Annotated in this window: 28 protein-coding genes; 6 read left to right on the forward strand and 22 right to left on the reverse strand. The window is 45.2% G+C overall.

Annotated features, from left to right (window positions below; translation table 11 throughout):
• Window positions 1–114 precede the first annotated feature (114 nt).
• The 4 genes from AM506_RS12620 to AM506_RS12635 form a co-directional block, all read right to left on the reverse strand.
• Entirely contained in the window at window positions 115–1,782 is a 1,668-nt protein-coding gene (locus tag AM506_RS12620) for a sodium:solute symporter family protein (protein ID WP_060672846.1), read from the reverse strand.
• A 33-nt stretch (window positions 1,783–1,815) separates the two neighbouring features.
• Entirely contained in the window at window positions 1,816–2,118 is a 303-nt protein-coding gene (locus tag AM506_RS12625) for a DUF4212 domain-containing protein (protein WP_060672847.1), read from the reverse strand.
• A 24-nt stretch (window positions 2,119–2,142) separates the two neighbouring features.
• Window positions 2,143–2,325, reverse strand: a complete 183-nt coding sequence (locus AM506_RS12630; protein WP_060672848.1) for a hypothetical protein — start codon at window positions 2,323–2,325, stop codon at window positions 2,143–2,145.
• 287 nt (window positions 2,326–2,612) lie between these two features.
• A complete protein-coding gene (locus AM506_RS12635; RefSeq protein WP_060672849.1) occupies window positions 2,613–3,509 on the reverse strand; it encodes a M23 family metallopeptidase in 897 nt (298 codons plus the stop codon).
• A 221-nt stretch (window positions 3,510–3,730) separates the two neighbouring features.
• Between AM506_RS12635 and AM506_RS12640 the strand changes: the two genes are divergently transcribed.
• Window positions 3,731–4,168: a VanZ family protein gene (locus tag AM506_RS12640; RefSeq protein WP_060672850.1), complete on the forward strand. Its 438-nt coding sequence runs from the start codon at window positions 3,731–3,733 to the stop codon at window positions 4,166–4,168.
• 34 nt (window positions 4,169–4,202) lie between these two features.
• Here the strand turns inward: AM506_RS12640 and spoIID are convergent, their stop codons facing one another.
• From spoIID to AM506_RS12670, 5 genes are all read right to left on the reverse strand, one after another.
• Window positions 4,203–5,216 (reverse strand): stage II sporulation protein D, encoded by a 1,014-nt coding sequence (gene spoIID / locus AM506_RS12645; protein ID WP_060672851.1) that lies wholly within the window; start codon window positions 5,214–5,216, stop codon window positions 4,203–4,205.
• Window positions 5,217–5,422: 206 nt separating this feature from the next.
• On the reverse strand, window positions 5,423–6,730 hold the full coding sequence (murA, locus tag AM506_RS12650; protein ID WP_060672852.1) for a UDP-N-acetylglucosamine 1-carboxyvinyltransferase: 1,308 nt from the start codon (window positions 6,728–6,730) through the stop codon (window positions 5,423–5,425).
• A gap of 32 nt (window positions 6,731–6,762) precedes the next feature.
• Complete coding sequence (locus AM506_RS12655; RefSeq protein ID WP_060672853.1) at window positions 6,763–7,512, reverse strand: YwmB family TATA-box binding protein; 750 nt, start codon at window positions 7,510–7,512, stop codon at window positions 6,763–6,765.
• A gap of 222 nt (window positions 7,513–7,734) precedes the next feature.
• Complete coding sequence (locus AM506_RS12665; protein ID WP_060672855.1) at window positions 7,735–7,971, reverse strand: DUF1146 family protein; 237 nt, start codon at window positions 7,969–7,971, stop codon at window positions 7,735–7,737.
• A 464-nt stretch (window positions 7,972–8,435) separates the two neighbouring features.
• Window positions 8,436–8,654 (reverse strand): hypothetical protein, encoded by a 219-nt coding sequence (locus AM506_RS12670; RefSeq protein WP_060672856.1) that lies wholly within the window; start codon window positions 8,652–8,654, stop codon window positions 8,436–8,438.
• A 209-nt stretch (window positions 8,655–8,863) separates the two neighbouring features.
• Between AM506_RS12670 and AM506_RS12675 the strand changes: the two genes are divergently transcribed.
• From AM506_RS12675 to AM506_RS12690, 5 genes are all read left to right on the forward strand, one after another.
• Entirely contained in the window at window positions 8,864–9,325 is a 462-nt protein-coding gene (locus AM506_RS12675; RefSeq protein WP_060672857.1) for a hypothetical protein, read from the forward strand.
• 30 nt (window positions 9,326–9,355) lie between these two features.
• A complete protein-coding gene (locus tag AM506_RS12680; protein WP_060672858.1) occupies window positions 9,356–10,006 on the forward strand; it encodes a hypothetical protein in 651 nt (216 codons plus the stop codon).
• A 159-nt stretch (window positions 10,007–10,165) separates the two neighbouring features.
• Window positions 10,166–10,324, forward strand: coding sequence for a hypothetical protein (locus tag AM506_RS22795; protein WP_160316878.1), 159 nt, complete (start codon window positions 10,166–10,168; stop codon window positions 10,322–10,324).
• Window positions 10,314–11,666: an arsenic transporter gene (locus tag AM506_RS12685; RefSeq protein WP_060672859.1), complete on the forward strand. Its 1,353-nt coding sequence runs from the start codon at window positions 10,314–10,316 to the stop codon at window positions 11,664–11,666. Before AM506_RS22795 ends, AM506_RS12685 begins: the two co-directional genes overlap by 11 nt.
• Window positions 11,667–11,687: 21 nt before the next feature.
• A complete protein-coding gene (locus tag AM506_RS12690) occupies window positions 11,688–12,359 on the forward strand; it encodes a hypothetical protein (RefSeq protein WP_060672860.1) in 672 nt (223 codons plus the stop codon).
• Window positions 12,360–12,398: 39 nt separating this feature from the next.
• Here AM506_RS12690 and AM506_RS12695 read toward each other — a convergent pair whose 3' ends face one another.
• The 13 genes from AM506_RS12695 to AM506_RS12755 all read right to left on the reverse strand — a co-directional run bounded on the left by AM506_RS12695 (window position 12,399) and on the right by AM506_RS12755 (window position 23,188).
• Entirely contained in the window at window positions 12,399–12,803 is a 405-nt protein-coding gene (locus tag AM506_RS12695; protein WP_034765168.1) for a F0F1 ATP synthase subunit epsilon, read from the reverse strand.
• A gap of 22 nt (window positions 12,804–12,825) precedes the next feature.
• Entirely contained in the window at window positions 12,826–14,229 is a 1,404-nt protein-coding gene (gene atpD / locus AM506_RS12700; protein ID WP_060672861.1) for a F0F1 ATP synthase subunit beta, read from the reverse strand.
• 71 nt (window positions 14,230–14,300) lie between these two features.
• Window positions 14,301–15,158, reverse strand: a complete 858-nt coding sequence (locus AM506_RS12705; RefSeq protein ID WP_060672862.1) for a F0F1 ATP synthase subunit gamma — start codon at window positions 15,156–15,158, stop codon at window positions 14,301–14,303.
• Window positions 15,159–15,229: 71 nt separating this feature from the next.
• Window positions 15,230–16,738: a F0F1 ATP synthase subunit alpha gene (gene atpA / locus AM506_RS12710; protein ID WP_034765162.1), complete on the reverse strand. Its 1,509-nt coding sequence runs from the start codon at window positions 16,736–16,738 to the stop codon at window positions 15,230–15,232.
• 27 nt (window positions 16,739–16,765) lie between these two features.
• The gene (locus AM506_RS12715) at window positions 16,766–17,302 is read right to left on the reverse strand and encodes a F0F1 ATP synthase subunit delta (RefSeq protein WP_060672863.1); all 537 of its coding nucleotides are present in this window, start codon (window positions 17,300–17,302) and stop codon (window positions 16,766–16,768) included.
• Window positions 17,299–17,826: a F0F1 ATP synthase subunit B gene (gene atpF / locus AM506_RS12720; RefSeq protein ID WP_034765158.1), complete on the reverse strand. Its 528-nt coding sequence runs from the start codon at window positions 17,824–17,826 to the stop codon at window positions 17,299–17,301. The genes AM506_RS12715 and atpF overlap by 4 nt, the downstream gene beginning before the upstream one ends.
• A 141-nt stretch (window positions 17,827–17,967) precedes the next feature.
• Complete coding sequence (atpE, locus tag AM506_RS12725) at window positions 17,968–18,180, reverse strand: F0F1 ATP synthase subunit C (protein WP_032086923.1); 213 nt, start codon at window positions 18,178–18,180, stop codon at window positions 17,968–17,970.
• A gap of 77 nt (window positions 18,181–18,257) precedes the next feature.
• Window positions 18,258–18,971 carry a F0F1 ATP synthase subunit A gene (gene atpB / locus AM506_RS12730; RefSeq protein WP_060672864.1) on the reverse strand — a complete coding sequence of 238 codons (714 nt, stop codon included), beginning with the start codon at window positions 18,969–18,971 and terminating at the stop codon, window positions 18,258–18,260.
• 22 nt (window positions 18,972–18,993) lie between these two features.
• Window positions 18,994–19,368 carry an ATP synthase subunit I gene (locus AM506_RS12735; protein ID WP_060672865.1) on the reverse strand — a complete coding sequence of 125 codons (375 nt, stop codon included), beginning with the start codon at window positions 19,366–19,368 and terminating at the stop codon, window positions 18,994–18,996.
• A gap of 6 nt (window positions 19,369–19,374) precedes the next feature.
• Window positions 19,375–19,596, reverse strand: coding sequence for an AtpZ/AtpI family protein (locus tag AM506_RS12740; RefSeq protein ID WP_060672866.1), 222 nt, complete (start codon window positions 19,594–19,596; stop codon window positions 19,375–19,377).
• A 383-nt stretch (window positions 19,597–19,979) separates the two neighbouring features.
• Window positions 19,980–20,609: a uracil phosphoribosyltransferase gene (upp, locus tag AM506_RS12745; RefSeq protein WP_060672867.1), complete on the reverse strand. Its 630-nt coding sequence runs from the start codon at window positions 20,607–20,609 to the stop codon at window positions 19,980–19,982.
• Between the two features lie 393 nt (window positions 20,610–21,002).
• The gene (gene glyA / locus AM506_RS12750; RefSeq protein WP_060672868.1) at window positions 21,003–22,244 is read right to left on the reverse strand and encodes a serine hydroxymethyltransferase; all 1,242 of its coding nucleotides are present in this window, start codon (window positions 22,242–22,244) and stop codon (window positions 21,003–21,005) included.
• A gap of 401 nt (window positions 22,245–22,645) precedes the next feature.
• Window positions 22,646–23,188 (reverse strand): TIGR01440 family protein, encoded by a 543-nt coding sequence (locus AM506_RS12755; RefSeq protein ID WP_060672869.1) that lies wholly within the window; start codon window positions 23,186–23,188, stop codon window positions 22,646–22,648.
• Window positions 23,189–23,201: the final 13 nt, after the last annotated feature.

A 23,201-nucleotide genomic window follows, 5' to 3' on the forward strand; every position in this document is an offset into this window, starting at 1 on the left:
CCTTCCCTCCACTATTTCCTGAGAAATGAGTCGATGAATCTGCGAAAATGTCTTTTTTTCTCTGCACAAAATAAGAAGCCGCACAGGGCATACCCTGATTACGGCTTAGATTCGTCATGCTTTAAAATCAACCTCATCATCCACCCAGACTTCCCCGTCCTTGAAGGTCATCTGTTCCGGATATCGGAGATCCATTACTTCTTCCTGGATCTTCTGTGAAGGTGCTTTCGTCATGAGAGACACGACGATATTGGCAATGGCCGCTGATACCGCCCCGAACACACCCGCTCCTGTATCAATGATTCCGAACAGGGTCACACCTGATCGCGCCAAGAAGATGTAAGTCAGGGTCACACCCAGCCCCACAAGCATCCCTGCGATCACCCCCTGGGCGTTGGAGCGCTTCCACCAGACTCCGAGTAAGAGAGCCGGGAAGAACGTGCCTGACGCCAACGCGAAGGCCCAGGCGACGATCTGGGTGATGACCCCTGGAGGATTCAATGCCACCACACCCGCGAGGATAGTAGCCACCACGATCGACAAGCGAGCTACCGCCAGGCGGTTCCGCTCTGTCGCATGTGGTTTGAATACCCGGTAGTAAATATCATGTGCAAAAGAAGACGAAATGGCGATCATCAATCCACCGGCCGTCGATAACGCGGCTGCCATGGCTCCTGCCGCGACGAGCCCGATGACGAATACGCCAAGGTTCGCGATCTCCGGTGTCGCCATGACGACGATATCATTCGAAATGATGATTTCCTTCCACTGAAGGATCCCGTCTCTATTTGCATCGGCAACCTGCAGTTTCCCGGTATCGACCCATGAAGTGGTCCAGGCAGGTAGATCGCTGATTTTGCTTCCCGCCACTTTTGTCATCAAAATAAAACGGGAGAATGCCGCATAAGCTGGCGCTGATAGATAAAGAAGTCCGATAAAAAGGAGGGCCCACGCACCTGACCAGCGTGCCGCCTTCATCGTGGAAACGGTATAGAACCGGACGATGACGTGGGGAAGGCCGGCGGTACCGGCCATCAGTGTGAACATGAGGGCCATGAACTGCCACTTCGTCCCGTTTGTAAAAGGAGCGAAGTATTCCGACACCCCGAGCTCCCGGTCGAGCTCCCCGATTTTCCCGACCAGCTCCCCATAGGAAATCCATGGGGCAGGGTTCCCTGTAATCTGCAGGGACATGAAAATCACCGGAATCAAATAGGCAATGATCAATACGATATACTGAGCCACCTGGGTCCATGTAATCCCCTTCATGCCGCCGAATGCAGCATAAAAGGCAATGAGGACGACTCCTATCATCGTACCGACCTTGGCATCGATTTCAAATAGACGCCCGATGACAACCCCCGATCCCGACAGCTGACCGATCGAGTACGTGAAACTGATGATAATCGTACAGAGGGCGGCAATGACCCGGGCAGTATGACTGTTATACCGGTCCCCGATGAATTCCGGCACCGTATACCTTCCGTACTTCCTGAGCTGTGGTGCGAGCAGGAAGGTCAATAATAAATATCCCCCTGTCCAGCCCATGATGTAGGCAAGACCGTCATAACCGAGAATCATGACAGTACCGGCCAGTCCAATGAATGATGCTGCACTCATCCAGTCTGCTCCGATCGCCATCCCGTTGAAGATCGGCGGCACCCCGCGTCCGGCTACATAGAAGTCCGATGTCGCCTTCGCTTTGTTATAAACAGCAATTCCGATATAAAGCGCAAACGTCAACAGAATAATAGACGTCGATACGATAAACTGAGTATCCATTCATTCTTTCCCCCTAGTTCTTCTCTATTTGATTTAATGATCCAGCGTTTTCCCGTAGCTGATCTGCTCATTCCGCTTTTCATCCAGCCCATATTTCTTGTCGATTCCGTCACTCACCTTCGCATTCACGTAAAGTAGAACGATGAAAATGACGATCGACCCTTGAGCACCCATGAAATAATGGAATGGAAATCCGTTAATGGTGAAGGTGGAAAAGCTTTCGGCAAACAGCACCACACCAAAGGAGGAAAGAAGCCAGATGACTAAGTACAAGGCCATGTATCGATTTTTTTCTTTAAAATACTGATCTGCTTTCGCTCTATCAATCTTCTTCATGTACGTAACCCCTTTTCAAGCTCATTATTTTAAACTGAAAATAAATTTCACTGTTTCAAAAAACGGCACCGGGACAATGGCGATCTGAACGATAAAATAAATGAATAAAGACACGAATGGTATGGTCAGAAAAAATGCCCGCTTTTTCCTCAGGGCAAGGATGATGCACCCTCCTGTGAAGAGTAAAAATAGCATGAAGTAGGTCAACGTTTCACCTCCGTTTAATTCTTAATTTTCTGAAATTTTTATTCATGACATCATTATCTTTACTGGAAAAAGCCTGGTCAATAAACAAAAAACGACAACCCTGCGACACGCTGGTAGTCTTCATTTTACTGAAATAAGAATATTAAAGATTATGCATTGGGTCGGTCACAGAATAATTATGGAAATACTTTTCCAGTAAAACTTCCCAGCTGTCGAATTTCCAAGGAAATTTTTTTGGACAAGCAAAAAGACTGACCGGTAATCCGGTCAGCCCTCATTTATAGGTGTTACTCTTCGTCTTTTACGTCAGCGTTGTCTTTGCTTTCTTGTTTCGGCTTGGCCTGGTCCTGCTTTTCTTCAGTTGACTTGTTTTCTTCAGCTGCGTCTTTTTCTTCCGTAGCTTTGTCCTCAGTAGCTTTGTTTTCGCTGGCTTGGTCTTCTACGGCATTTTCTTCAGCAGCTTCTGCATCCGGCTCTTCACCTGAAACTTTCTTGTCTTCAAGCTGTGCTTCTTGAAGAGTGGCAAGAGACTTATTGAAGTATTCCATTGGATTCACGGCTACATCTGCTTTACGGATTTCAAAGTGTACGTGAACACCGGCTTCTTCGTTGAATAAGCTCTTTCCTGCTTTCGCAATGGCTTGTCCTTGATCGACTACATCTCCAACCGCGACTTCAAAATCTTTCACTGATTGATAACGAGTCACGATGCCTTTGCTGTGCTCGATTTCAATCGTGTTACCAAGTAAGGAATCTTCCTGAACCTTTGTGACTGTACCGCTCATGGCAGCCAGAACATCGAATTCTTTCCCATCTTTCGAGATGTCGACTCCTTGGTTCGGATAATACATGTTTCCATACACGACTAGGGCAGCTTCCTGTTCTTCAGCTGAAGCTTCAGTGTCGTAGAATTGTTTTTCGATCACTGTATCTTCAGGGCTTGAAACAGGCATTACAAAGTTTTCCAATAAACGATTGACTTCTTCTGCAGGCTGGTTGAACTCATTGTCAGTAGGAACTCCATCATAGCTGTAATCCTTGGCTTTCTCGTTTACATCATTTCCTGCCTGGTACCACAGAATCCCCGTGATAATGATTGCTGCACTTGCTAAATAGATTGCTGGGTATGCCCAACGTCTTTTCAAAAAGTTTTGAGAAGGGTGTTTCTTTTCTTCCTCTCTCATTTTCATCACCTCTGCAATCATTCTGAACAGAATTCTGAAAATATATACACATTGGCAAAAAAATTTTAATTTCTTATGTTTCGACAAAGTGGGGAGGAATATGCATAGTTTGTGGAATTCCCTCAAAAAAAAATGTGTCAAACTTCGAAAAGATAGAGTGATAATAACGAAATCCCGGTCCCCCGTGGTACAATATTGTAAACTGAAAGGACGGTTCCGACATGAAAAAGTTACTTAAGTATTTACTCACGGCTGCACCTTTCCTATATATGATTCTGATCTGGATCATGTCGAGCAATCCGGATGATGCTGTGATACGGTTCCCTGATGATGGGGTGGACCGGTTCATCAAGGAGTCCCTTCACTTGGTCGAGTTCGGGATATTATATGGATTGTTTGTCGTGGCGCTCCTCGCACACGGAAGGCTGCGGTTCACACTGAATTTCATGGTTGCACTGATAGCCATTTTTTATGGATTTATTGATGAGATCCATCAGTCCTTCGTTCCGTATCGGTCTTCTACGATGATTGATGCCGCCAAGGATTTGATCGGGGTCACTGTCCTGTTTTGGATCGTGAACCGCACGTATTTCCGAAACCCCGATCACAGGTTGACGAAGGCGATGCAGAAGTTCGAAAACTATGTAAAAAAGGATTGAGTCCGGTCGCCATGACCATACTCAATCCTTTTTCTTATCTTTGTGCTGTCACCTTTTGCAGGAGTTTGCTGGACTCCGTTATTTTGACATCTTTATAATAATGGGTCACGATATCTTTATAATTCTTGCCTTCCTTCGCCATCCCGTTTGCCCCGTACTGGCTCATCCCGACTCCATGGCCGAATCCTTTTGTGGCAATGACGATGTGGTCATCCTTCAGGTACCAGGTGAAGTCCGACGATCTCAGGCCTAATTTATCCCTGATCTCCCGTCCGGTGAATTCTTTCCCATTGATTTCTACTTTCGCCACCCTCTTGCCTTCAGTCCTTGATGTGATGGTTCCCACCGACCCGTCCTTTGGCAGGGTGACACCGAGCTTCTGTTTGAATTCATTGATCGGGATGATCTTTTGATCTTCAAATTTTGGTGACGCTTTGTCCCAAGGACTCTCTACACTCCGTAAATACGGGATATCATCTGTCCAATATGCCTCTGAGTTTTCTGTATAGCCATTGCTTGTCGAGAAAAAGGCGGCCGTAATCGGCTTATCATCATATGTGAGCACTTTCCCCTTTGTTTCAAGAACCGCTTCTGAAATCTTCTTGATTTTCCAGTCATAGTCGGAGCCCCATAGGGTGGCCAGTTCCTTTTGATTTTTATACACCTGATGGGAAACCGTATCTGTCACATCGGCCCCCTTCGGCACAGAAGGATCCTCAGACATAAGCTGATTCACCATGTAGGTCCTTGCCGCAAGGGCCTGCGCTTTCAACGCTTCTTTTTCAAAATCCGCCGGCATTTCACCCGCCACCACTCCTACTACATACTGCTCAAGGGGGAGCTTCTCGATGAGATCCTGACTGGATCGATACACTGCCACTTCGACGGAGTCTGCCAGTTCTTCCACGGATGGGGTGTTTTTCAGCTTTTCGTCCAGGTTTGCCGTTTCCTTATCTGATGAAAATGGGAGTACCAGCAGAGTGGGTACAATAAAGATGATGCTGATAAAGATTGAGAAGATGATCACTACGGGTTTCAACTGCTTCATGTTCGCGGCCTCCAATGAAAGATTAAATAGGAGAATGTCCTAGCACACTTCTCCACTCTCTTTCATATGTATGGTAGTGGACAAGCAATTATGATTGTGAATTGGGAGAGTTTGAGGGTAGGGATTGAGAGCGTGCAGGGGGATGGGTTTTTTGAAAACAAAAAAGGCAAGCCCTCCTAAAAGAGCTCACCTTTTTCACTATCTATTTACGCATCCTTAATCATGTCTTGCTGCTCAGAAACAGGAGTTTCTTCCTCTTCTTTCACACGCTCGATATCGGCTCCAAGGCCTGCAAGCTTCTGATGGAAGTTCACATATCCACGATCTAAATGCTTTAATTCTGTTACGCGAGTATAACCGTCTGCCACTAGACCAGCGATGGAAAGTGCTGCTGCAGCACGAAGATCCGTTGCAGCGACTTCTGCTCCTTGAAGAGGTGTTGGTCCGTTCATGATGACAGAGCGTCCTTCGATCTTGATGTCTGCTCCCATGCGACGGAATTCTTCCGCATGCATGAAACGATTTTCAAATACGGTTTCCGTGATGACGCTGGTACCGTCAGCAGCCAGAAGCAATGCCATCATTTGAGATTGCATGTCTGTCGGGAAACCTGGATGAGGCATCGTTTTGATATCGACGGATTTCAGTTTCTCCGGTCCGATGACACGAAGACCTTCTTCTTCATCGATGATCGTAACGCCCATCTCTTCCATCTTCGCCACTAATGAAGATAAATGTTCAGGAATTGCACCCTTTACAAGGACATCACCTTGAGTGATCGCAGCAGCCACCATGAATGTTCCTGCTTCGATACGGTCAGGGATGATGCTGTGCTCTACACCGTAAAGACGGTCTACACCCTCGATACGGATCGTGCCGGTTCCTGCACCTACCACGCTTCCTCCCATTTTGTTCAGGAAGTTGGCTAAGTCGACGATTTCAGGCTCTTTTGCTACGTTCTCAAGAATAGTCGTTCCTTCTGCAAGAACGGCTGCCATCATGATGTTTTCTGTTGCCCCAACGCTTGGGAAGTCCAGATACACCTTGGCACCTTTCAGTCTTCCATCTACTTCAGCTTCGATGAAACCATTTCCTACCTTCACTTTAGCTCCCATTGCTTCAAAGCCTTTTAAGTGTTGGTCGATTGGTCTTGATCCAATCGCACAGCCACCAGGAAGAGCGACACGCGCTTTACCCGTACGGCCTAAGAGTGATCCCATGACAAGAACGGATGCACGCATTTTACGCACATATTCAAATGGTGCTTCAATAAACAACTCTCTTGATGCATTCACGATGACTTCACCATTGTTGAACTCTACATCTGTATTTAAATGACGTAATACTTCATTGATCGTATATACATCGGAGAGTGGTGGTACATTTGTAATTTTACTTTTTCCTTCACTTGCTAATAATGTAGCAGCGATGACTGGTAAAACGGCATTCTTTGCTCCTTCAACTTGCACTGTACCGCTTAAACGCTGACCGCCGCGGACGATAATTTTTTCCAAGAGTATTCCCCTCCGCGTCCAATTTCTCTATATTAATATTCAATAATTAGGATGGGTGTGCCAATCACAAAGGTTGTCTTAGCGCCCATTCCGCTTTTCCGTAGACCTAGTTGTATATTCATATCATCATTTTTAGTTGGTATAGTCCGTGACATTTGTTCCGAGTAAGCTGAAATGGAATAAAAGTCTTCTTCTTTAAGTGATTCCAGTTCTTTTGCGTCTAATTTCGACATTAGTTCGACAGCCTGATTCGACAAAACTTTCTCAAGCTTATCATTGAATTCGCCTTTTATACAAGAGAAAATCATAGGTTTAGAAGTAAAAATGATTTCCATATTTGGGATAAATTCAGACTTGATATACTGCTTCGTCTTTTCTCCCAACGCTTTCTGATTTCCGCGCATTTCATACATAATGTACGAAACCGAATGCCCGTTTGTGGGGGTATGCTGCAGTTTAATGGTTTCTTCCCCGTGAGACGTCTGACGTTGTCCCACAACCACTACTCCTTCAGCAGACTTTTCTGTTTCCCAGTCAAAATCAGAAAATCTTTCCTGCATAGTAGTACTATATTTGGCAAACCCTTTATTCGTGAAGCTTTTTTTGTTTTCTCTTGCATATAGAGACCATTCAGTTATCTGACCTTGAGAATGAACAATGGCTTGATCAAGCTTTTCAATGTCTAATAAATGTTTGGCTACGATAGTGTTGTTCCCATTAATGACCGGAAGAAAACCTAATCCAACCAAAAAGATTAAAATAATGTAAAAATACCGACCCATTTTTCATTCCTCCCCTTATTTAAAAGTCTGTCCGAATAGGGGGAGAACATACTTGAAAATTGTCGTCATCTTTTTACAATTATTGAGGCTTTCAAGCGAGTCCTGTGAAAAGGGTTTCACTTTGAAACTTTTTCACAAAGGGACGAACACAAAATTAATCTTACTCAAAACAATGTCCCTTGAAAACATGCAGGAAGACCTATTTTTTGTCAGAACCTCTACTTATTCAAAGAAAACCGGTAAGCTCTGAGACCATAGGTAATAATCCAGTAAAAAACGGCTGACGGCTGACCCGATTGCGACCGTTAGTAGGATATACAATAGTCTCCCTTGTGCGACGCGATTCTTCTTCAGGAGTTTGTCCAGCTGAATGGCTTGCAATGCCCAAAACGTGATCCCGAATACAAATAGATGCACAAGCATGCTGACAAGGGCTTGTTGACCAAAGCTTTCCACCACTCTCCTCACTCCTTTAAATAATCAATTTGACACACGTAGACCATTTTACCACATAATTCAGTAATAACATATGCATTTTACAAATTATTTAAGTTAGGTTCCGTTGTGAGATTTCAGGGGTTTCAAGACCTTTTTTCCGGGCGTAATGGTAGTTCTTCTATGTAAAATTCCATCCTTGTTCCCGACGATTTTTTGTTAGTGTCATGCAGATTTGGAGAGGGCCTGACCTGATTGCGGATTGCCCTCTGAGGTCCGTCCCTCAAAATCACCCCAATTCTGGATGGATTTTGTCCCTGAACGTGATGAATACTGTCATTCTACATGATTCTCCGCTTATTTTAAGAGGTCCGTCCCTCAACAAAACCACCCATTACAGAGGATTATAATGGGTGGTTTTGTTTTTTTGAGGTGTTGATCACTGGGTGTGATGTGTACTGGGGAGGTGTTGATTGGGGGTTATTGATTTATTTTTTCTTTTTCTTCTTCTTTTTACCTTTTTGGCCTTGTTCCATGCATTCGTAGTAGTATCCCTGGCAGCCGCACTCTGCTTGTTTGCCCTTGTCCTTTTGTTTTTCTTTGCCGCCTTTTGCATCCTGCTGACCCATTTTACCCATCATCCACTGATATTCGCCGTAGTTTTTGCACTGTTTCTGCCCTTTACCCTGTCCTTTATTTGAACTCACTTTCCCATCCTCCTTTTATCCTTTCCTACAGTCTACGCTCCCGCTCCCTCTCGCGTTTGGGTTGTCCCCGCCTAAATTTCAGCCCCCCTGCCCATTTCCCTCCTATCACCAACTAGTCCACCAAAAAGGGCGTCTGTAGTAGTACGATGTCATGGCATGTCACATATACATATAGTGAAAATGTTTATATACAACAGGAGGGAACAGGTATGAACAAAGAATTAATGTCTTCATTAGTCGGAAAGATTGTCAAGGTGAACCGGGGTGGCCCTGAATCTCGTACTGGAAAGCTTCTATACGGTGGGGACGATCACTTTGCCCTGTTAACGGAAAAGGATGGTGTGATTTACTACAACACTTCTCATGTTAAGAGCATCTCCCAAAACATCAAATCAGGTTTACCGTTTAATGTGGAGGAGCTTTCAGAAGAAGGTTTGGAGTTTATGAAGGAAGACACATTTAGCGCTTTACTCACGAGCTTGAAGTATCAGTGGGTGAGCATCAATCGCGGAGGTCCCGAGAAACTTGAGGGAATTCTTGAGAATTCGAATGATGAATTCGTCACGCTTGTATTGAATGAAGAGGTTGTCCGCCTGGCTGCATTCCATGTCAAGAGCATCAGCTACGGCGTAAAGGCGAAAAAAGCAGAGAAAACGGAAGAAGAGAAATAATCTTCTATATAACGAAAGGAGAAAGTATGAATGAGTAATTTCAACGATTCATTAAAAGGGTTAACAGGTTACCAGATCAATATTATTCTAAATGACGGAACGAAGCTCTCAGGTCTATTAGCGGAGGTCAGTACGGATTATCTGACCGTCTACTCCAGTGAAAACGAGACGTTGTATTACCCGATTACACAAATTCAGGCAGTAACAAAGAATTCCAAGGATGTAGAAACGTTGCCTATTATCGACGATCACTTGAAAGGTGAAAAAATATCCGATGTACTGTCCCAAAGCATACTCAGCTGGGTGACGATCAATGGTTCCGGAAAAGCTTCCTACTCAGGGATCCTTTCAGCAGTGGAAGAAGACCACCTCGTGTTGACCCAGGGGAAAGATCGTGTGTACCTGAAGCATGCTTCCGTTCTGAACATTTATGACGGGACGAAGAAAACGACTTCGGATAATCAAGACAGCTCATCCAGTAAAGACGATTCCTCACAGAAACAAGACTCTTCAAAGAACCAGGAATCATCCAACAAGAGCGATTCGAGCCAAAAATCATCCCAGCAAAGTTCTAAAAACCAATCTTCTACAAAATCCTCCACAAAAAATACGAAGAAAAAACGGCAGCCTGCTTTCTATTACGATGAACTTGAAGGGGCAAAATCCTCTTCCGCTAAGTAAAACGGCAGAATTTGAGTAGAAGTTGGTCAATATGAATGAACGAGCTTTTATTAATCGTAAAAAATCTCAGCATCCTCCATGATCGACATTGTTCACTGACAGAAGGTGCTGGGATTATTTCATATATGATGCTGTAGCGATTTGAAAGGAGGAATTTTCTTGTTAATGATTATCTATTTTGCACTATTGGGAAGTGTTTTTCATTTCCAGTTTGTGAGACCCGCCACCACTAAAAAGGTGGACAAACAACCATTCTTTCACCAGTTGGATGCACCGCCTTCCTCCGTACTAAATGAGGCGAAATCCCATGCCCGATAGTATGTTTTGGCTGATGACGGTCACCTTCTCCCTCACCATCATTGTCATGTTATGGCGGCCATTCGGGATCAACGAAACCATCCCCACATCCATCGGGGCGGCCCTTGTCCTTTTACTTGGGATCGTTCCCTTCAGTGATGTGTTTAAAATCGTCGACATCGTAAGCGGAGCGGCCCTTACGATTCTATCGACGATCATGATGTCCATTGTTCTTGAAAGCATCGGGTTCTTTCGCATTGTGGCCATGAATATCGTCAACAGATCCAGGGGGTCGGGTGTCCGGCTGTATGTGTATGTGATTACATTATGTTTTATGATGACGATGTTTTTTAATAATGACGGCAGCATCCTCATCACCACTCCGATCATCATTCATATGACTGCCCTGCTCAAACTCAAGAATCACCAGAAGATCCCCTACCTTCTATCAGGTGCCCTTATTGCAACGGCAGCCAGTGCCCCGATCGCCGTGAGTAATATTTCTAACCTTATTGCCCTGAAAATTGTCGGGCTCAGTCTCCAGGACTACGTTCAAATGATGTTTGTGCCTTCCATGGTCGCCATCCTCGTCATCGCCTATATGCTCTACCTCTACTTCCGCAAATCAATCCCGAAAAAAATCCTGGATGTCTCAATCAAATGGGAAAAGGGTGCCCAAGCCTATTCCTACTCCCACCCCCTATCATCGAAGGAACAAGAAAGAGAAATCGACTGGCCTTTGATCAAATCCTGTTTGTTCATTGTCGTACTGACCAGGGCTGCCTTCTTTGCCCTTACACCGTTTGGGATATCACTTGAAATCATCGGACTCGCCGGGGCTGCTGTCTTGATCCTCCTCCGCTATAGCCGAACGAAAACAGGCGTCGTGGACATTATCAAAAAAACACCGTGGCACGTCCTGCTTTTCGCCTTTAATATGTATGTACTGGTTTACGGACTCAGGAATGTCGGGCTGAGTGATTTCATTGTAGATCAATTCAGGGATCACATTGTGGGCCAACCCCTGAACGCCAGTTTGATCATGGGGATCTTCCTTACCGTCATTTCCAATCTCTTTAACAATCTGCCCGCCGTGATGATCGGGACTTTATCCATCACGGAAATGGGACTGGACCCCCATGTACTGCAAGTTGCCTATTTAGCCAATGTACTCGGCAGTGACATCGGTGCCTTATTGACCCCTGTAGGAACACTCGCCACCCTGATCTGGATGTTCATCTTAAAGACACACGGCATCCACATTTCCTGGAGCCGCTATCTTCGGGTGACCATCATCGTGGTCCCGATCGGTCTAATGGTCGGATTATACAGTTTGTACCTATGGATTGAATGGCTATTCTAATCAGAAAGGAGTCACAAGCGAATGAAAAATGTTTATTCTAGATTCACCGGAGAAGCAGTTGTCATTGAACTGACCGGAAAAAAAACCATCAATGGATATTTAATCGAGGTGGGGAGCGAGATCATCATCGTTTTTAACGGAAACGATTATATCTATATTTCTACTTCACATATTAAAAACATGTCCGTTGTGACGAAAGAATCGATCGGGATCGATGAACCGTCGGTGAGTCCACAGCTCGAACAGGAAAATCAATTGTCCCTGCGAAAGATCCTGACCACGGCCAAGGGGGTCTTCCTTGAAATTTACACAACGGGCAATCAGCCGATACACGGTTATATAACAGGGATCATGAACAACTACTTCGCCTTCTATTCCCCCGTGTATAAGACGATGTACATTTCCCTTCAGCACTTAAAATGGCTAATCCCTTATTCTACAAATCTGTCACCCTACCGTTTGAGTAAGGAAAATCTTCCGGTCAATCCGTCAAACTCCATCACCCTGGCCAGAAGCATCGAGGTTCAAATTGAAAAATTGAGCGGGCACCTTGTCGTATTGAACCTGGGTGTTCAGGAAGAATTAATAGGCAAGATCGAGAGAGTTTCAGATAACATCATGGAATTGATCACGGCCAAGGGAGACTCCATCTACTTGAATATGCAGCATATCCAGACTGTTCATTTACCATAAAAAAACCACCTTTCAAAAGGAAAGGTGGTTTCTTCATTATTAGAAGTTACGTTCGGAAACGTTAATTCTGTTCATGGCACGCTTCAGAGCGAGTTCGGCACGACGGAAGTCTACGTCGTCCTGTTGTGCCTGCATGCGGTCTTCAGCACGGCCTTTTGCTTCTTTCGCGCGTTGTACATCGATAGCTTCTGCTGTTTCAGCAGACTGTGCTAGAATTGTCACCTGTTCAGGACGTACTTCTAAGAATCCGCCACTGACAGCTACAAGCTCAGTGTTGCCACCTTTTTTCAGGCGAACCGCACCGATTTGTAGTGGAGCAACCATCGGAATGTGTCCAGGTAAGATTCCAAGCTCACCGCTTTGAGCTTTCGTGCTCACCATTTCCACTTCTGAATCGTACACTGGGCCATCGGGAGTGACAATATTGACTTTTAATGTCTTCATTTTCTTCCCTCCTGGTCCCTAATTATACCTCTACGCCCATTTCTTTAGCTGCAGCCAGTACGTCCTCGATCGGACCTACTAGACGGAATGCATCTTCTGGAATGTGGTCGTATTTACCGGCAAGAATATCAACGAAGCCTTTAACTGTGTCCTTCACTTCAACGTAAGAACCTTTTTGGCCTGTGAACTGTTCTGCAACGTGGAAGTTTTGAGATAAGAAGAATTGTACACGACGTGCGCGTTGTACCGTCAACTTATCATCATCAGAAAGCTCGTCCATACCAAGGATCGCGATGATATCTTGAAGTTCTTTATAGCGCTGTAGCGTTTGTTGAACGTTACGAGCAACATTGTAGTGTTCTTCTCCAACGATCTCAGGAGAAAGAGCACGGGAAGTCGATGCCAATGGATCCACCGCAGGGTAGATACCCATTTCAGAAAGCTTACGCTCAAGGTTCGTTGTTGCATCAAGGTGAGCGAAAGTTGTTGCAGGAGCCGGATCCGTGTAGTCATCGGCAGGTACATAGATCGCTTGGATCGATGTTACAGAACCTACGTTAGTTGACGTGATACGCTCTTGCAGTTGACCCATTTCAGTCGCAAGTGTCGGCTGGTAACCAACGGCAGATGGCATACGACCCAGTAAGGCAGAAACCTCTGAACCTGCTTGTGTGAAACGGAAGATATTATCGATGAACAGAAGTACGTCTTGACCTTGCTCATCACGGAAGTATTCAGCCATTGTAAGACCCGTCAAGGCAACACGCATACGTGCACCAGGCGGCTCGTTCATTTGTCCGAATACCATCGCTGTTTTCTTGATAACGCCAGAATCGCTCATCTCGTGGTAAAGGTCATTCCCTTCACGAGTACGCTCTCCAACACCGGCGAATACAGAGATACCGCCGTGCTCTTGAGCGATGTTGTTGATAAGCTCCTGGATTAGTACGGTTTTACCTACACCGGCACCACCGAATAGACCGATCTTACCACCTTTGATATATGGAGCAAGTAAGTCTACTACTTTGATACCTGTTTCAAGAATCTCAACTTCTGTAGAAAGTTGATCGAATGTAGGTGCCTGTCTGTGAATCGGATCACGACGGATACCTGCTTCAAGAGGCTCGTCTAAATCGATTGATTCACCAAGAACGTTGAATACACGACCTAATGTTACATCGCCTACTGGTACAGAGATTGGTGCTCCTGTATCAAGTACGTCAGCTCCACGTTGTAAACCGTCCGTAGAAGCCATTGCGATCGTACGTACAGAATCATCACCTAGGTGAAGGGCAACCTCTAATGTAAGTTCAGCTCTATCTGCAATTTGGATCTTTAAAGAGTTGTAGATATCAGGAAGTTGGCCGCTGGCGAACTTGACATCAACAACTGGACCCATTACTTGAAGAACGTGTCCTTTGTTCATCTCTTTCCCTCCTAACTAGCTTTTGACAAAAACTTTATAAAGTATAAACGGTTCTATAAACCGTCAGAGTTCTATTCGAGTGCCGCAGCCCCGCCGACGATCTCCGTGATTTCCTGAGTGATCGCTGCTTGACGCGCACGGTTAAATTTCAGTGTAAGGTCACTGATGATTTCTTTTGCATTATCGGTTGCATTTCTCATCGCTGTCATACGGGCGGCGTGCTCACTTGCTTTACCGTCAAGGAGAGCCCCGAAAATCAGGCTTTCAGCGTATTGAGGAAGCAATACCTCAAGGATTTCCTCTGCAGAAGGCTCGAATTCATATGAAGCAAGCTTTCCTGAAGGAGTCAGATCCGTTAACGGTAACACTTTTTTCTCCGTAACATCCTGCTGGATCGCACTTACGTAGTGGTTGTAGAACATATACAGTTCATCGTATGCCTCGGCAGAGAACATACCCACCGCTTTGTTTGCGATATCTTTAATGTCTGCGAAATTCGGTTGATCCGGAAGACCCGTTACCGACTCAAGGACATTAAAGCCTTTTTTACGGAAGAAATCAGCACCGACACGGCCCAGAGCAATAATGGCAAATTCATCATTTGAGCTGTGACTCTCTTTAATTCGATTGCTAACAGCACGGATTACACTGCTGTTATATGCCCCCGCCAAACCACGGTCTGATGTAATGACCAGATACCCGGTTCTTTTAACGGGGCGGGAGACTAGCATCGGATTCCTCACACCTTGACTGCCCGCTGCAACGGATGTCACCACTTCAGAAATTTTATTCATGTAAGGCACGAATGACTTAGCATTCGTCTCCGCACGATTCAATTTAGAAGCCGATACCATTTCCATTGCTTTGGTGATTTGACTTGTCTTTTTGGTAGAAGTAATACGAGTTTGTATATCGCGTAACGATGCCACTGGTTCTCACCACCCTTTACATATTGTCAGACGTAGGGAGCCGGGCTTGTTGCCCTTCCCCCTACATTCCCTTATTCAGACTTGATGAACGTCTTCTTGAATTCATTGATCGCGGTTTTCATTGCATCATCTTCAGGAAGACCTTTCGTCGTACGAATATGGTCTAACAGTTCAGTATGGTTGTGATCTAACCAGCTTAGAAGTTCAGACTCGAAACGACGGATATCTACAACTGGAATATCATCTAAATGACCTTTAATCAGTGCATAGAAGATCATGACTTGTTTTTCAACTTTAAGTGGTTTGTTAAGATCCTGCTTCAGTACTTCTACAGTACGAGCTCCACGATTCAGTTTCGCCTGAGTCGCTTTATCAAGATCTGATCCGAACTGGGCGAATGCTTCAAGCTCACGGTAAGCCGCTAAGTCAAGACGAAGCGTACCGGATACCTTCTTCATCGCTTTAATTTGTGCAGATCCACCAACACGTGATACGGAAAGACCCGCATTGATCGCCGGACGTACACCGGAGAAGAATAGGTCAGATTGTAAGAAAATCTGTCCGTCTGTGATGGAGATAACGTTTGTCGGGATATAAGCGGAGATATCTCCTGCTTGTGTTTCAACGAATGGCAATGCCGTGATTGAACCGCCACCTTTAGCATCACTCAATTTCGCCGCACGCTCGAGTAGACGAGAATGCAAGTAGAATACGTCACCAGGGAATGCTTCACGGCCTGGAGGACGACGTAATAATAGGGAAAGCTCACGGTAAGCAGAAGCCTGCTTGGAAAGATCATCGTACACGACAAGAACGTGCTTGCCGCTGTGCATGAATTCTTCAGCCATTGTGATACCTGCGTATGGTGCTAAGAATAGCATCGGAGCAGGTGAAGCAGCGGATGCCGTTACAACGATTGTGTAATCCAATGCACCGTGCTTACGCAATGTTTCTACCGCGTTACGTACTGTTGATTCTTTTTGACCGATGGCAACGTAGATACATACCATGTCCTGGTCTTTTTGGTTCAGGATTGCATCGATCGCTACAGATGTTTTACCTGTTTGACGGTCACCGATGATCAATTCACGTTGTCCACGACCGATCGGAACGAGTGCATCGATCGCTTTGATACCCGTTTGAAGCGGCTCGTGTACGGATTTACGATCCATAACACCAGGTGCCCCGCTTTCAATCGGACGCGTTTTTGTTGTTGCGATTGGACCTAATCCATCGACTGGTTGTCCAAGTGAGTTTACTACACGACCAACTAGTTCTTGTCCTACTGGTACTTCCATGATACGTCCAGTACGACGAACCTCATCGCCTTCACGAATGTCAGTATATGGTCCGAGAATGATGATACCAACGTTGTTTTCTTCTAAGTTCTGTGCCATACCCATGACACCGTTAGAAAATTCAACAAGCTCTCCAGCCATGACATTGTCGAGGCCATGAGCACGAGCGATACCGTCACCGATTTGGATAACTGTACCTACATCGCTTACTTTCATCTCAGACTGATAGTTTTCAATTTGCTTTTTTATCAGCGCGCTGATTTCTTCCGCCTTGATGCTCATGAATTTCACCCCTCATTTATACGAAAGTTAACGAATTAGTTCACGCTCAAGACGAGTCAACTTACCTTGCAGGCTTCCATCATAGATGCGGGTCCCGATTTGGACCTTGATGCCACCCAGTAAATTTTCGTCTGTCACATTGGTAATTCTTAATGATTGTTTTCCGACTTTTTTTGCAAAAGAAGACGACAATGCTGTTTGCTCATCTTCTGTTAAAGGACGCACAGAGTACACTGTCGCATCTGCAATCCCGCGTGCTTCGTTTGTCAATTCGACGAATGCCTCAACCATCCCTGTGATCTCGCCCGTACGGTGACGGTCGGTCATCAGCATCAATGTGTTCAGGACATACGGGGAAGCCGTAGAGAATGCTTCCTGAATCAATGACTTCTTCTTATCTAACGTAAGCTTAGGATTTTCAAAGAGAACCGTTAATTCGGTGTTCTCAAGGAAAACCGCTCTCACTGTACGCAGCTCTTCTTCGATTCCTTCAAGCTGATTATGATCCTGGGCAATCTCGAAAAGAGCTAACGCATAGCGTTTTGCAACTGTAGAGTAGCTCATCGCTCTTCCCCTACCTCTTGAATATAATCGTTAATTAACTTCTGTTGATCATCAGCAGAAAGTTCTTTCTCAATGACCTTAGAAGCAATAAGTACTGATAAAGATGCAACCTGTTTCTGAAGTGCCGCAACAGCTTGTTCTTTTTGTGTTTCGATTTCGCGCTTTGCAGATTCTTTCAATCTCTCTGCCTCTTGACGAGCAGTTGCGATAATCTCTTCACGTTGTTCAGAACCTTGTTTCTTAGAGTTTTCAATCATCGTTTGAGCTTCAAGACGAGCTTCTTTCAGAAGTTTCTTTTGCTCTTCTAAAATATTGTTTGCCTCAGTGCGGCTCTTTTCGGCTGCCGTGATTTCCCCGGCGATGTGGTCTTCACGCTGCTGCATGATTCCCATTAATGGACCCCAGGCGAATTTCTTAAGTAGCGCCATAAGGACCAGGAACATGATCAGCTGAAAGACAATATCCCCTGTGTTAAGGCCGCCGTGACCTGCTGCCTCACCTATAACGAATGCGTTAGTTAACATACTCGATTCACTCCCTTCAAGAATCGATTGGATCGTATTTTTTATAAATGAACCGTTCTTGCAAAGAATCTATTCTCTAGTACATAGGAATGGCGAAGATAATCGTCAAGACGAACTTCGCCATTCAACCTGTCCGTTTTATTAGCTTCCTAGTGCGATGAAAGCGATAACTACGCCGATGATAGGAAGTGCCTCAACTAGTGCGATACCGATGAACATTGTTGTTTGTAAAGTACCACGTAATTCGGGTTGACGTGCAATTCCTTCTACTGTACGACCTACGATAAGACCGTTACCAATACCTGCTCCTAGTGCTGCTAAACCAACTGCAATTGCTGCTGCGATAAGACTCATTCTAAAGTTCCTCCTTTAATGTATAAGAAAAATATTTTTTACATATATGTTTGTCCACCGTAATGAACAGGTATATATTAATGGTCGTGGCTAACTTTGTGAGCCATATAAACCATTGTTAACATACAGAAAATAAATGCTTGGATTGATCCGACAAATACCGAGAATCCTTGCCAAGCAAGCATTGGTGCGATTGCTCCGATCGTTCCGCCGAACCCACCGTTAACGGCAAGACCCGCAAGTAGTGCAAGCAGGATTTCACCGGCATAGATGTTACCGTAAAGTCGAAGACCCAATGTAAGAGTGTTTGCAAACTCTTCAATGATTTTTAGCGGGAATAACCACCACATAGGTTTGAAAAAGTCTTTCCCATATTCGCCAAACCCCTTTAACCTGATTCCATAGAAATGGGATAGTACCACGACCATAACCGCCAGGGTCATCGTGATGGCAGGATCGGCTGTAGGTGATTTCCACCATAATACGCCGTCATATACGACAGAGAATGGCAGACCCAGCATATTTGATACAAAAATATACATGATAATCGTGAGACCTAAGATATGAAAACGGCCACCCGTCTTCCAGTCCATGTTGCTCTTTATGATCCCTTTCACAAAGTCCATGATCCACTCGAAAAAATTCTGCATTCCGGTCGGTTTCAGGGCTAAGCGACGTGTAGATAAGAGGGCTATAATAAACACTATGGCCGTTGCGACCGTGATCATCAAAACGTTCGCAAGGTTAAAAGTCAAACCCAGAAAATCGGTTGTAGGTGCTCCATGATTCAAAATACTTCACCTCTCTTCCCCGCTATTTATTAGTTTTGAAGCTGCTGAAAAAATAATCTATCATAATGACAATATAGGTCGTCATTAATCCAATAATAAGACTTAGGAGATGAAATGTTTCTGGAAATCGTGTGGCAATGATGACTCCAAGGGCGGCTGCGGCCATACGGGAAGTGGTTCCTAGTGATCTCACTTTTTTCCCCTCTACCACGGCGTCCCCGAACTTCGAGACCCGCTTGGTCATGCCCCAGTGCATATAAAGACTTAGAACTGTCCCTAAAATTAACCCTAAGAATTCTGATTTGTGGGTGGTGAATCCCCAACCCAGGACGTAAATAGAAAGCACGTAAATTATGTATTTCCGCTGTCTATTAAACATTTGATGGAGTTCCGGCATATCTTATTATTCTCCTAAGAAGAAATGTCGTACTGTTCGAAGCATCGCATAAATCCCTGCGGCAAGACCGAGGAGTAATCCGATGATTAAAAAGAGTGGTGCTGAATCAGCCTGCTGATCAATCCATCTCCCCAGGAAAATCCCGACTAAGATAGACCCGACAAGCTGTGCTAAAATGGCAGAATAAATCGCCATCGCTTTATATGGGCTTTCGTTTTTTTGACCCATTTCAACCTCTCCCATTCAAACCAAATTTGAACATGAGGCAAGCATTTCAGACATGATGCAAAACCGATTGCATAAGGGTTTCTGCATTGTGAAAACCTTATCATTTTACATCCTTTGTAAGCATACAATAGGGCTTAATCTATGTCAATGCGTTCAAGTTAAAAAGTTCACAACCTATCCACGCGTTTCCAGATTGTTCACATTTTCAACACAATTACTAAAAAGTGAGGTTTATAAAATGATAGTTCCCCCTCTTCACATGCCCCTCCATTATATAGAATATTCCCTTACTCAGTAACCCTTGAATTTAATGTAAATACTTCCAACCATATAGAAAAAGCCGGATTATCGCTTACGATAATCCGGCTTTTGGGATTCATTGATTATTTCGTTCCGTACAAACGATCTCCAGCGTCCCCAAGTCCAGGAACGATGTAGCCTTTTTCATTCAGCTTCTCATCAAGAGCGGCGATGAAGATATCAACATCAGGGTGTGCTTCCTTGATGGCGTCGACGCCTTCAGGACATGCCACTAAGCACATGAACTTGATGCTTACGGCACCGCGCTTTTTCAATGAGTTGATGGCTTCAACGGCAGATCCGCCCGTTGCAAGCATCGGGTCGACCAGGATGAAGTCACGCTCTTCCACATCATTTGGAAGTTTCACGTAATATTCGATCGGTTTAAGAGTCTCAGGGTCACGGTATAACCCGACATGTCCCACTTTTGCAGCCGGGATCAATTTAAGGATTCCGTCGACCATTCCAAGACCGGCACGTAAAATAGGGACGATCCCTAATTTTTTCCCTGCAAGGGTTTTCGCTTTCGCGTTGCTTACCGGCGTTTCAACGTCGATATCCTCCAGTGGCAGGTCACGTGTGATTTCAAAGGCCATTAGCGTTGCAACCTCGTCTACCAGCTCACGAAATTCCTTTGTTCCTGTTTCTTTATCACGGATAAACGTCAATTTGTGTTGGATCAACGGGTGATCAAATACATATACTTTGCCCATTCGACTCTCTCCTTTAAATTCAGTTTTATGTAAAAATGGTTTGTCCACTTCATTTACACCTCAGACTATTGTACATAAAAGACAATTTAAGAGCAACATGAGATGGGAAGTGTAATGGAATCGTTAGAATTGAGAAGATTGGAGATGGAATAGATTTCTACGATGGGTAATTAGTGCATGTATGACTAGTCTGTTGAGTTTGGAATAGGAGGTGCGGCAGTGATTGCGTCATTTCAGGTGTGAATTGCGTCATTATTATTTTATTTGCGTCGTTTTTCCATTTATTGCGTCATTTTACTAGATAATCGCGTCGATTAACATATTATGGTAAAAACCCATCAAAAAAACCTCCCCACCAGGAACGTCCGTCCCTAATGAAGAGGTCCTCATCTATTATCTTTCAGGATATAACTCAAAGTTGCTTGTTAAATCTAACACGCGCTTTCGTGCCTCTTCAAGTTTTGCCTCATCTTCATGGTTTTTAAGAGTCAAGGCCATGATCGAAGCAATCTCATCCATGTCCCCGAGTCCGAATCCTCTGGACGTCACTGCTGCTGTTCCGATACGGACACCGCTTGTAACGAATGGGCTTTCCGGATCGAATGGAATCGTATTTTTATTAACGGTGATCCCGATTTCGTCAAGGACCTTCTCAGCCACTTTACCAGTCAAGCCAAGTGAACGAGTGTCGATCAGTAATAGGTGGTTATCAGAACCGCCTGATACAAGATCGATTCCTTCCTTCACAAGACCTTCTCCCAAACGCTTCGCATTGTCGATGATGTTCTGTGCATATTCCTTGAAGGAATCCTGCAGGGCTTCACCGAATGACACAGCTTTCGCTGAAATAACGTGCATGAGTGGTCCACCTTGAAGACCAGGGAAAATAGACTTGTCTATCTTCTTCGCAAACTCTTCTTTACAAAGGATCATTCCTCCGCGAGGTCCGCGTAGTGTTTTGTGCGTCGTTGTCGTTACGAAATCTGCATACGGAACCGGATTCTGGTGAAGACCAGCCGCCACGAGACCGGCGATATGAGCCATATCCACCATCAGGTAGGCTCCCACTTCGTCTGCGATTTCACGGAATTTCGCGAAATCGATCGCTCTTGGATACGCACTTGCTCCCGCTACGATCAGCTTCGGTTTGTGCTCCAATGCTTTTTGTCTAACATCTTCGTAGTTGATGAGGTGCTTTTCTTCATCCACACCGTACTCTACGAAGTTATATTGTATTCCACTGAAGTTGACCGCACTTCCGTGAGTCAGATGTCCCCCATGAGATAAGTTCATTCCAAGAACCGTGTCGCCCTGTTCAAGGATGGTGAAGTAGACTGCCATATTGGCTTGTGCTCCTGAATGAGGCTGAACGTTTGCATGCTCTGCTCCAAAAAGTTCTTTCGCACGGTCGCGGGCCAGATTCTCGGCTACGTCCACATGCTCACAGCCACCATAATAGCGACGACCTGGGTACCCCTCTGCATACTTGTTTGTCAGGACGGAACCTTGTGCTTCCATGACCGCTTCGCTGACAAAGTTTTCAGATGCAATTAACTCGATTTTCGTTCGTTGACGCTCTAATTCATCTTGAATCGCTGCATAAATTTCCGGATCTTGCTTGGCAATCTTACTCATACATATCCCCCTTTAATTCATAGGCCCATACTGCTCTTAGAGCCTCTTTGATTCATTCAATCCCATTCTAACACGATTCACCAAAAGGCGAAATAAAAACCTATAGTCAAATCGTAACGTTCGTGTTTTTGACCTGTCGAGAGGGACGGACCTCATGTGACACTCCTCACAAACAGTTTCCACCCTACGCCAATCACAACGAAGTAGCATTACACCCTGCTTTTATCGACTCCAGAAGAAGCCGGCAAACCCTTTTCTCTATTTCCCGTACCCGACGCACCGTCAAGGGAATTACCTTTCCCTTTGTTCCCGTTCATCGTTCGGGTTTGACAACCGGTTTAGAGACAACACCAAAATGAAGGTCCGTCCCTCACAAAAGGCACAGACCCAATTCAAATGGTTTATTCGTATACGGCTCTGGTGCCGCCGATGAGTTTTGGTCTGGTTTTGGCTAGGGTGACGTGGGCTTCGCCGAGACTTTTTTGTGATACGCGGATCGGGACGGCTACGTGCTTCAGGTGCATGCCGATGAAGGTGTCCCCGATGTCGATGCCGGCGTCGCCTTTGATGTGTTCGACCATGACGGGATCCCCGAATGAATGATAGGCTTTCGTCGCCATGGCCCCTCCTGCTTTTCGCACGGGAACGACGGTGACTTCATCGAGTCCTTTCCGCTCCGCTACTTCCCGCTCAAGGACCAGGGCACGGTTTAAGTGCTCGCAGCATTGAAACGCCAGGGAAACCCCAATGGAATCCGCCCAGCTCTTTAACTCGTCATAAATCATTTCCGCGACTTCGATGGTTCCCGCCGTGCCGATCCGCTCTCCCATTACTTCAGAGGTGGAGCATCCGACGACAAAGACTTGTCCTTTTTTTAACGGAACCTGATTGCTGAAATCGTGCAGAATCGTCTGCAGTTCATCTTTCAATTGAGCGATTTCCATGAAACCCACTCCT

Source organism: Rossellomorea vietnamensis (genome assembly GCF_001305855.1).
Classification (GTDB): domain Bacteria; phylum Bacillota; class Bacilli; order Bacillales; family Bacillaceae_B; genus Rossellomorea; species Rossellomorea vietnamensis_A.

Coding starts and splice junctions, on each gene's coding strand:
- upp (WP_060672867.1), bottom strand. CDS start 20,609: ATGGGCAAAGTATATGTATTTGATCACCCGTTGATCCAACACAAATTG.
- atpA (WP_034765162.1), bottom strand. CDS start 16,738: ATGAGCATCAAGGCGGAAGAAATCAGCGCGCTGATAAAAAAGCAAATT.
- AM506_RS12715 (WP_060672863.1), bottom strand. CDS start 17,302: ATGAGCTACTCTACAGTTGCAAAACGCTATGCGTTAGCTCTTTTCGAG.
- AM506_RS12640 (WP_060672850.1), top strand. CDS start 3,731: ATGAAAAAGTTACTTAAGTATTTACTCACGGCTGCACCTTTCCTATAT.
- AM506_RS12675 (WP_060672857.1), top strand. CDS start 8,864: ATGAACAAAGAATTAATGTCTTCATTAGTCGGAAAGATTGTCAAGGTG.
- AM506_RS12690 (WP_060672860.1), top strand. CDS start 11,688: ATGAAAAATGTTTATTCTAGATTCACCGGAGAAGCAGTTGTCATTGAA.
- atpD (WP_060672861.1), bottom strand. CDS start 14,229: ATGAACAAAGGACACGTTCTTCAAGTAATGGGTCCAGTTGTTGATGTC.
- AM506_RS12620 (WP_060672846.1), bottom strand. CDS start 1,782: ATGGATACTCAGTTTATCGTATCGACGTCTATTATTCTGTTGACGTTT.
- spoIID (WP_060672851.1), bottom strand. CDS start 5,216: ATGAAGCAGTTGAAACCCGTAGTGATCATCTTCTCAATCTTTATCAGC.
- AM506_RS12755 (WP_060672869.1), bottom strand. CDS start 23,188: ATGGAAATCGCTCAATTGAAAGATGAACTGCAGACGATTCTGCACGAT.
- AM506_RS12695 (WP_034765168.1), bottom strand. CDS start 12,803: ATGAAGACATTAAAAGTCAATATTGTCACTCCCGATGGCCCAGTGTAC.
- AM506_RS12625 (WP_060672847.1), bottom strand. CDS start 2,118: ATGAAGAAGATTGATAGAGCGAAAGCAGATCAGTATTTTAAAGAAAAA.
- atpF (WP_034765158.1), bottom strand. CDS start 17,826: ATGTTAACTAACGCATTCGTTATAGGTGAGGCAGCAGGTCACGGCGGC.
- glyA (WP_060672868.1), bottom strand. CDS start 22,244: ATGAGTAAGATTGCCAAGCAAGATCCGGAAATTTATGCAGCGATTCAA.
- AM506_RS12685 (WP_060672859.1), top strand. CDS start 10,314: ATGCCCGATAGTATGTTTTGGCTGATGACGGTCACCTTCTCCCTCACC.
- AM506_RS12740 (WP_060672866.1), bottom strand. CDS start 19,596: ATGGGTCAAAAAAACGAAAGCCCATATAAAGCGATGGCGATTTATTCT.
- AM506_RS12635 (WP_060672849.1), bottom strand. CDS start 3,509: ATGAGAGAGGAAGAAAAGAAACACCCTTCTCAAAACTTTTTGAAAAGA.
- atpE (WP_032086923.1), bottom strand. CDS start 18,180: ATGAGTCTTATCGCAGCAGCAATTGCAGTTGGTTTAGCAGCACTAGGA.
- AM506_RS12735 (WP_060672865.1), bottom strand. CDS start 19,368: ATGCCGGAACTCCATCAAATGTTTAATAGACAGCGGAAATACATAATT.
- AM506_RS12680 (WP_060672858.1), top strand. CDS start 9,356: ATGAGTAATTTCAACGATTCATTAAAAGGGTTAACAGGTTACCAGATC.
- AM506_RS12655 (WP_060672853.1), bottom strand. CDS start 7,512: ATGGGTCGGTATTTTTACATTATTTTAATCTTTTTGGTTGGATTAGGT.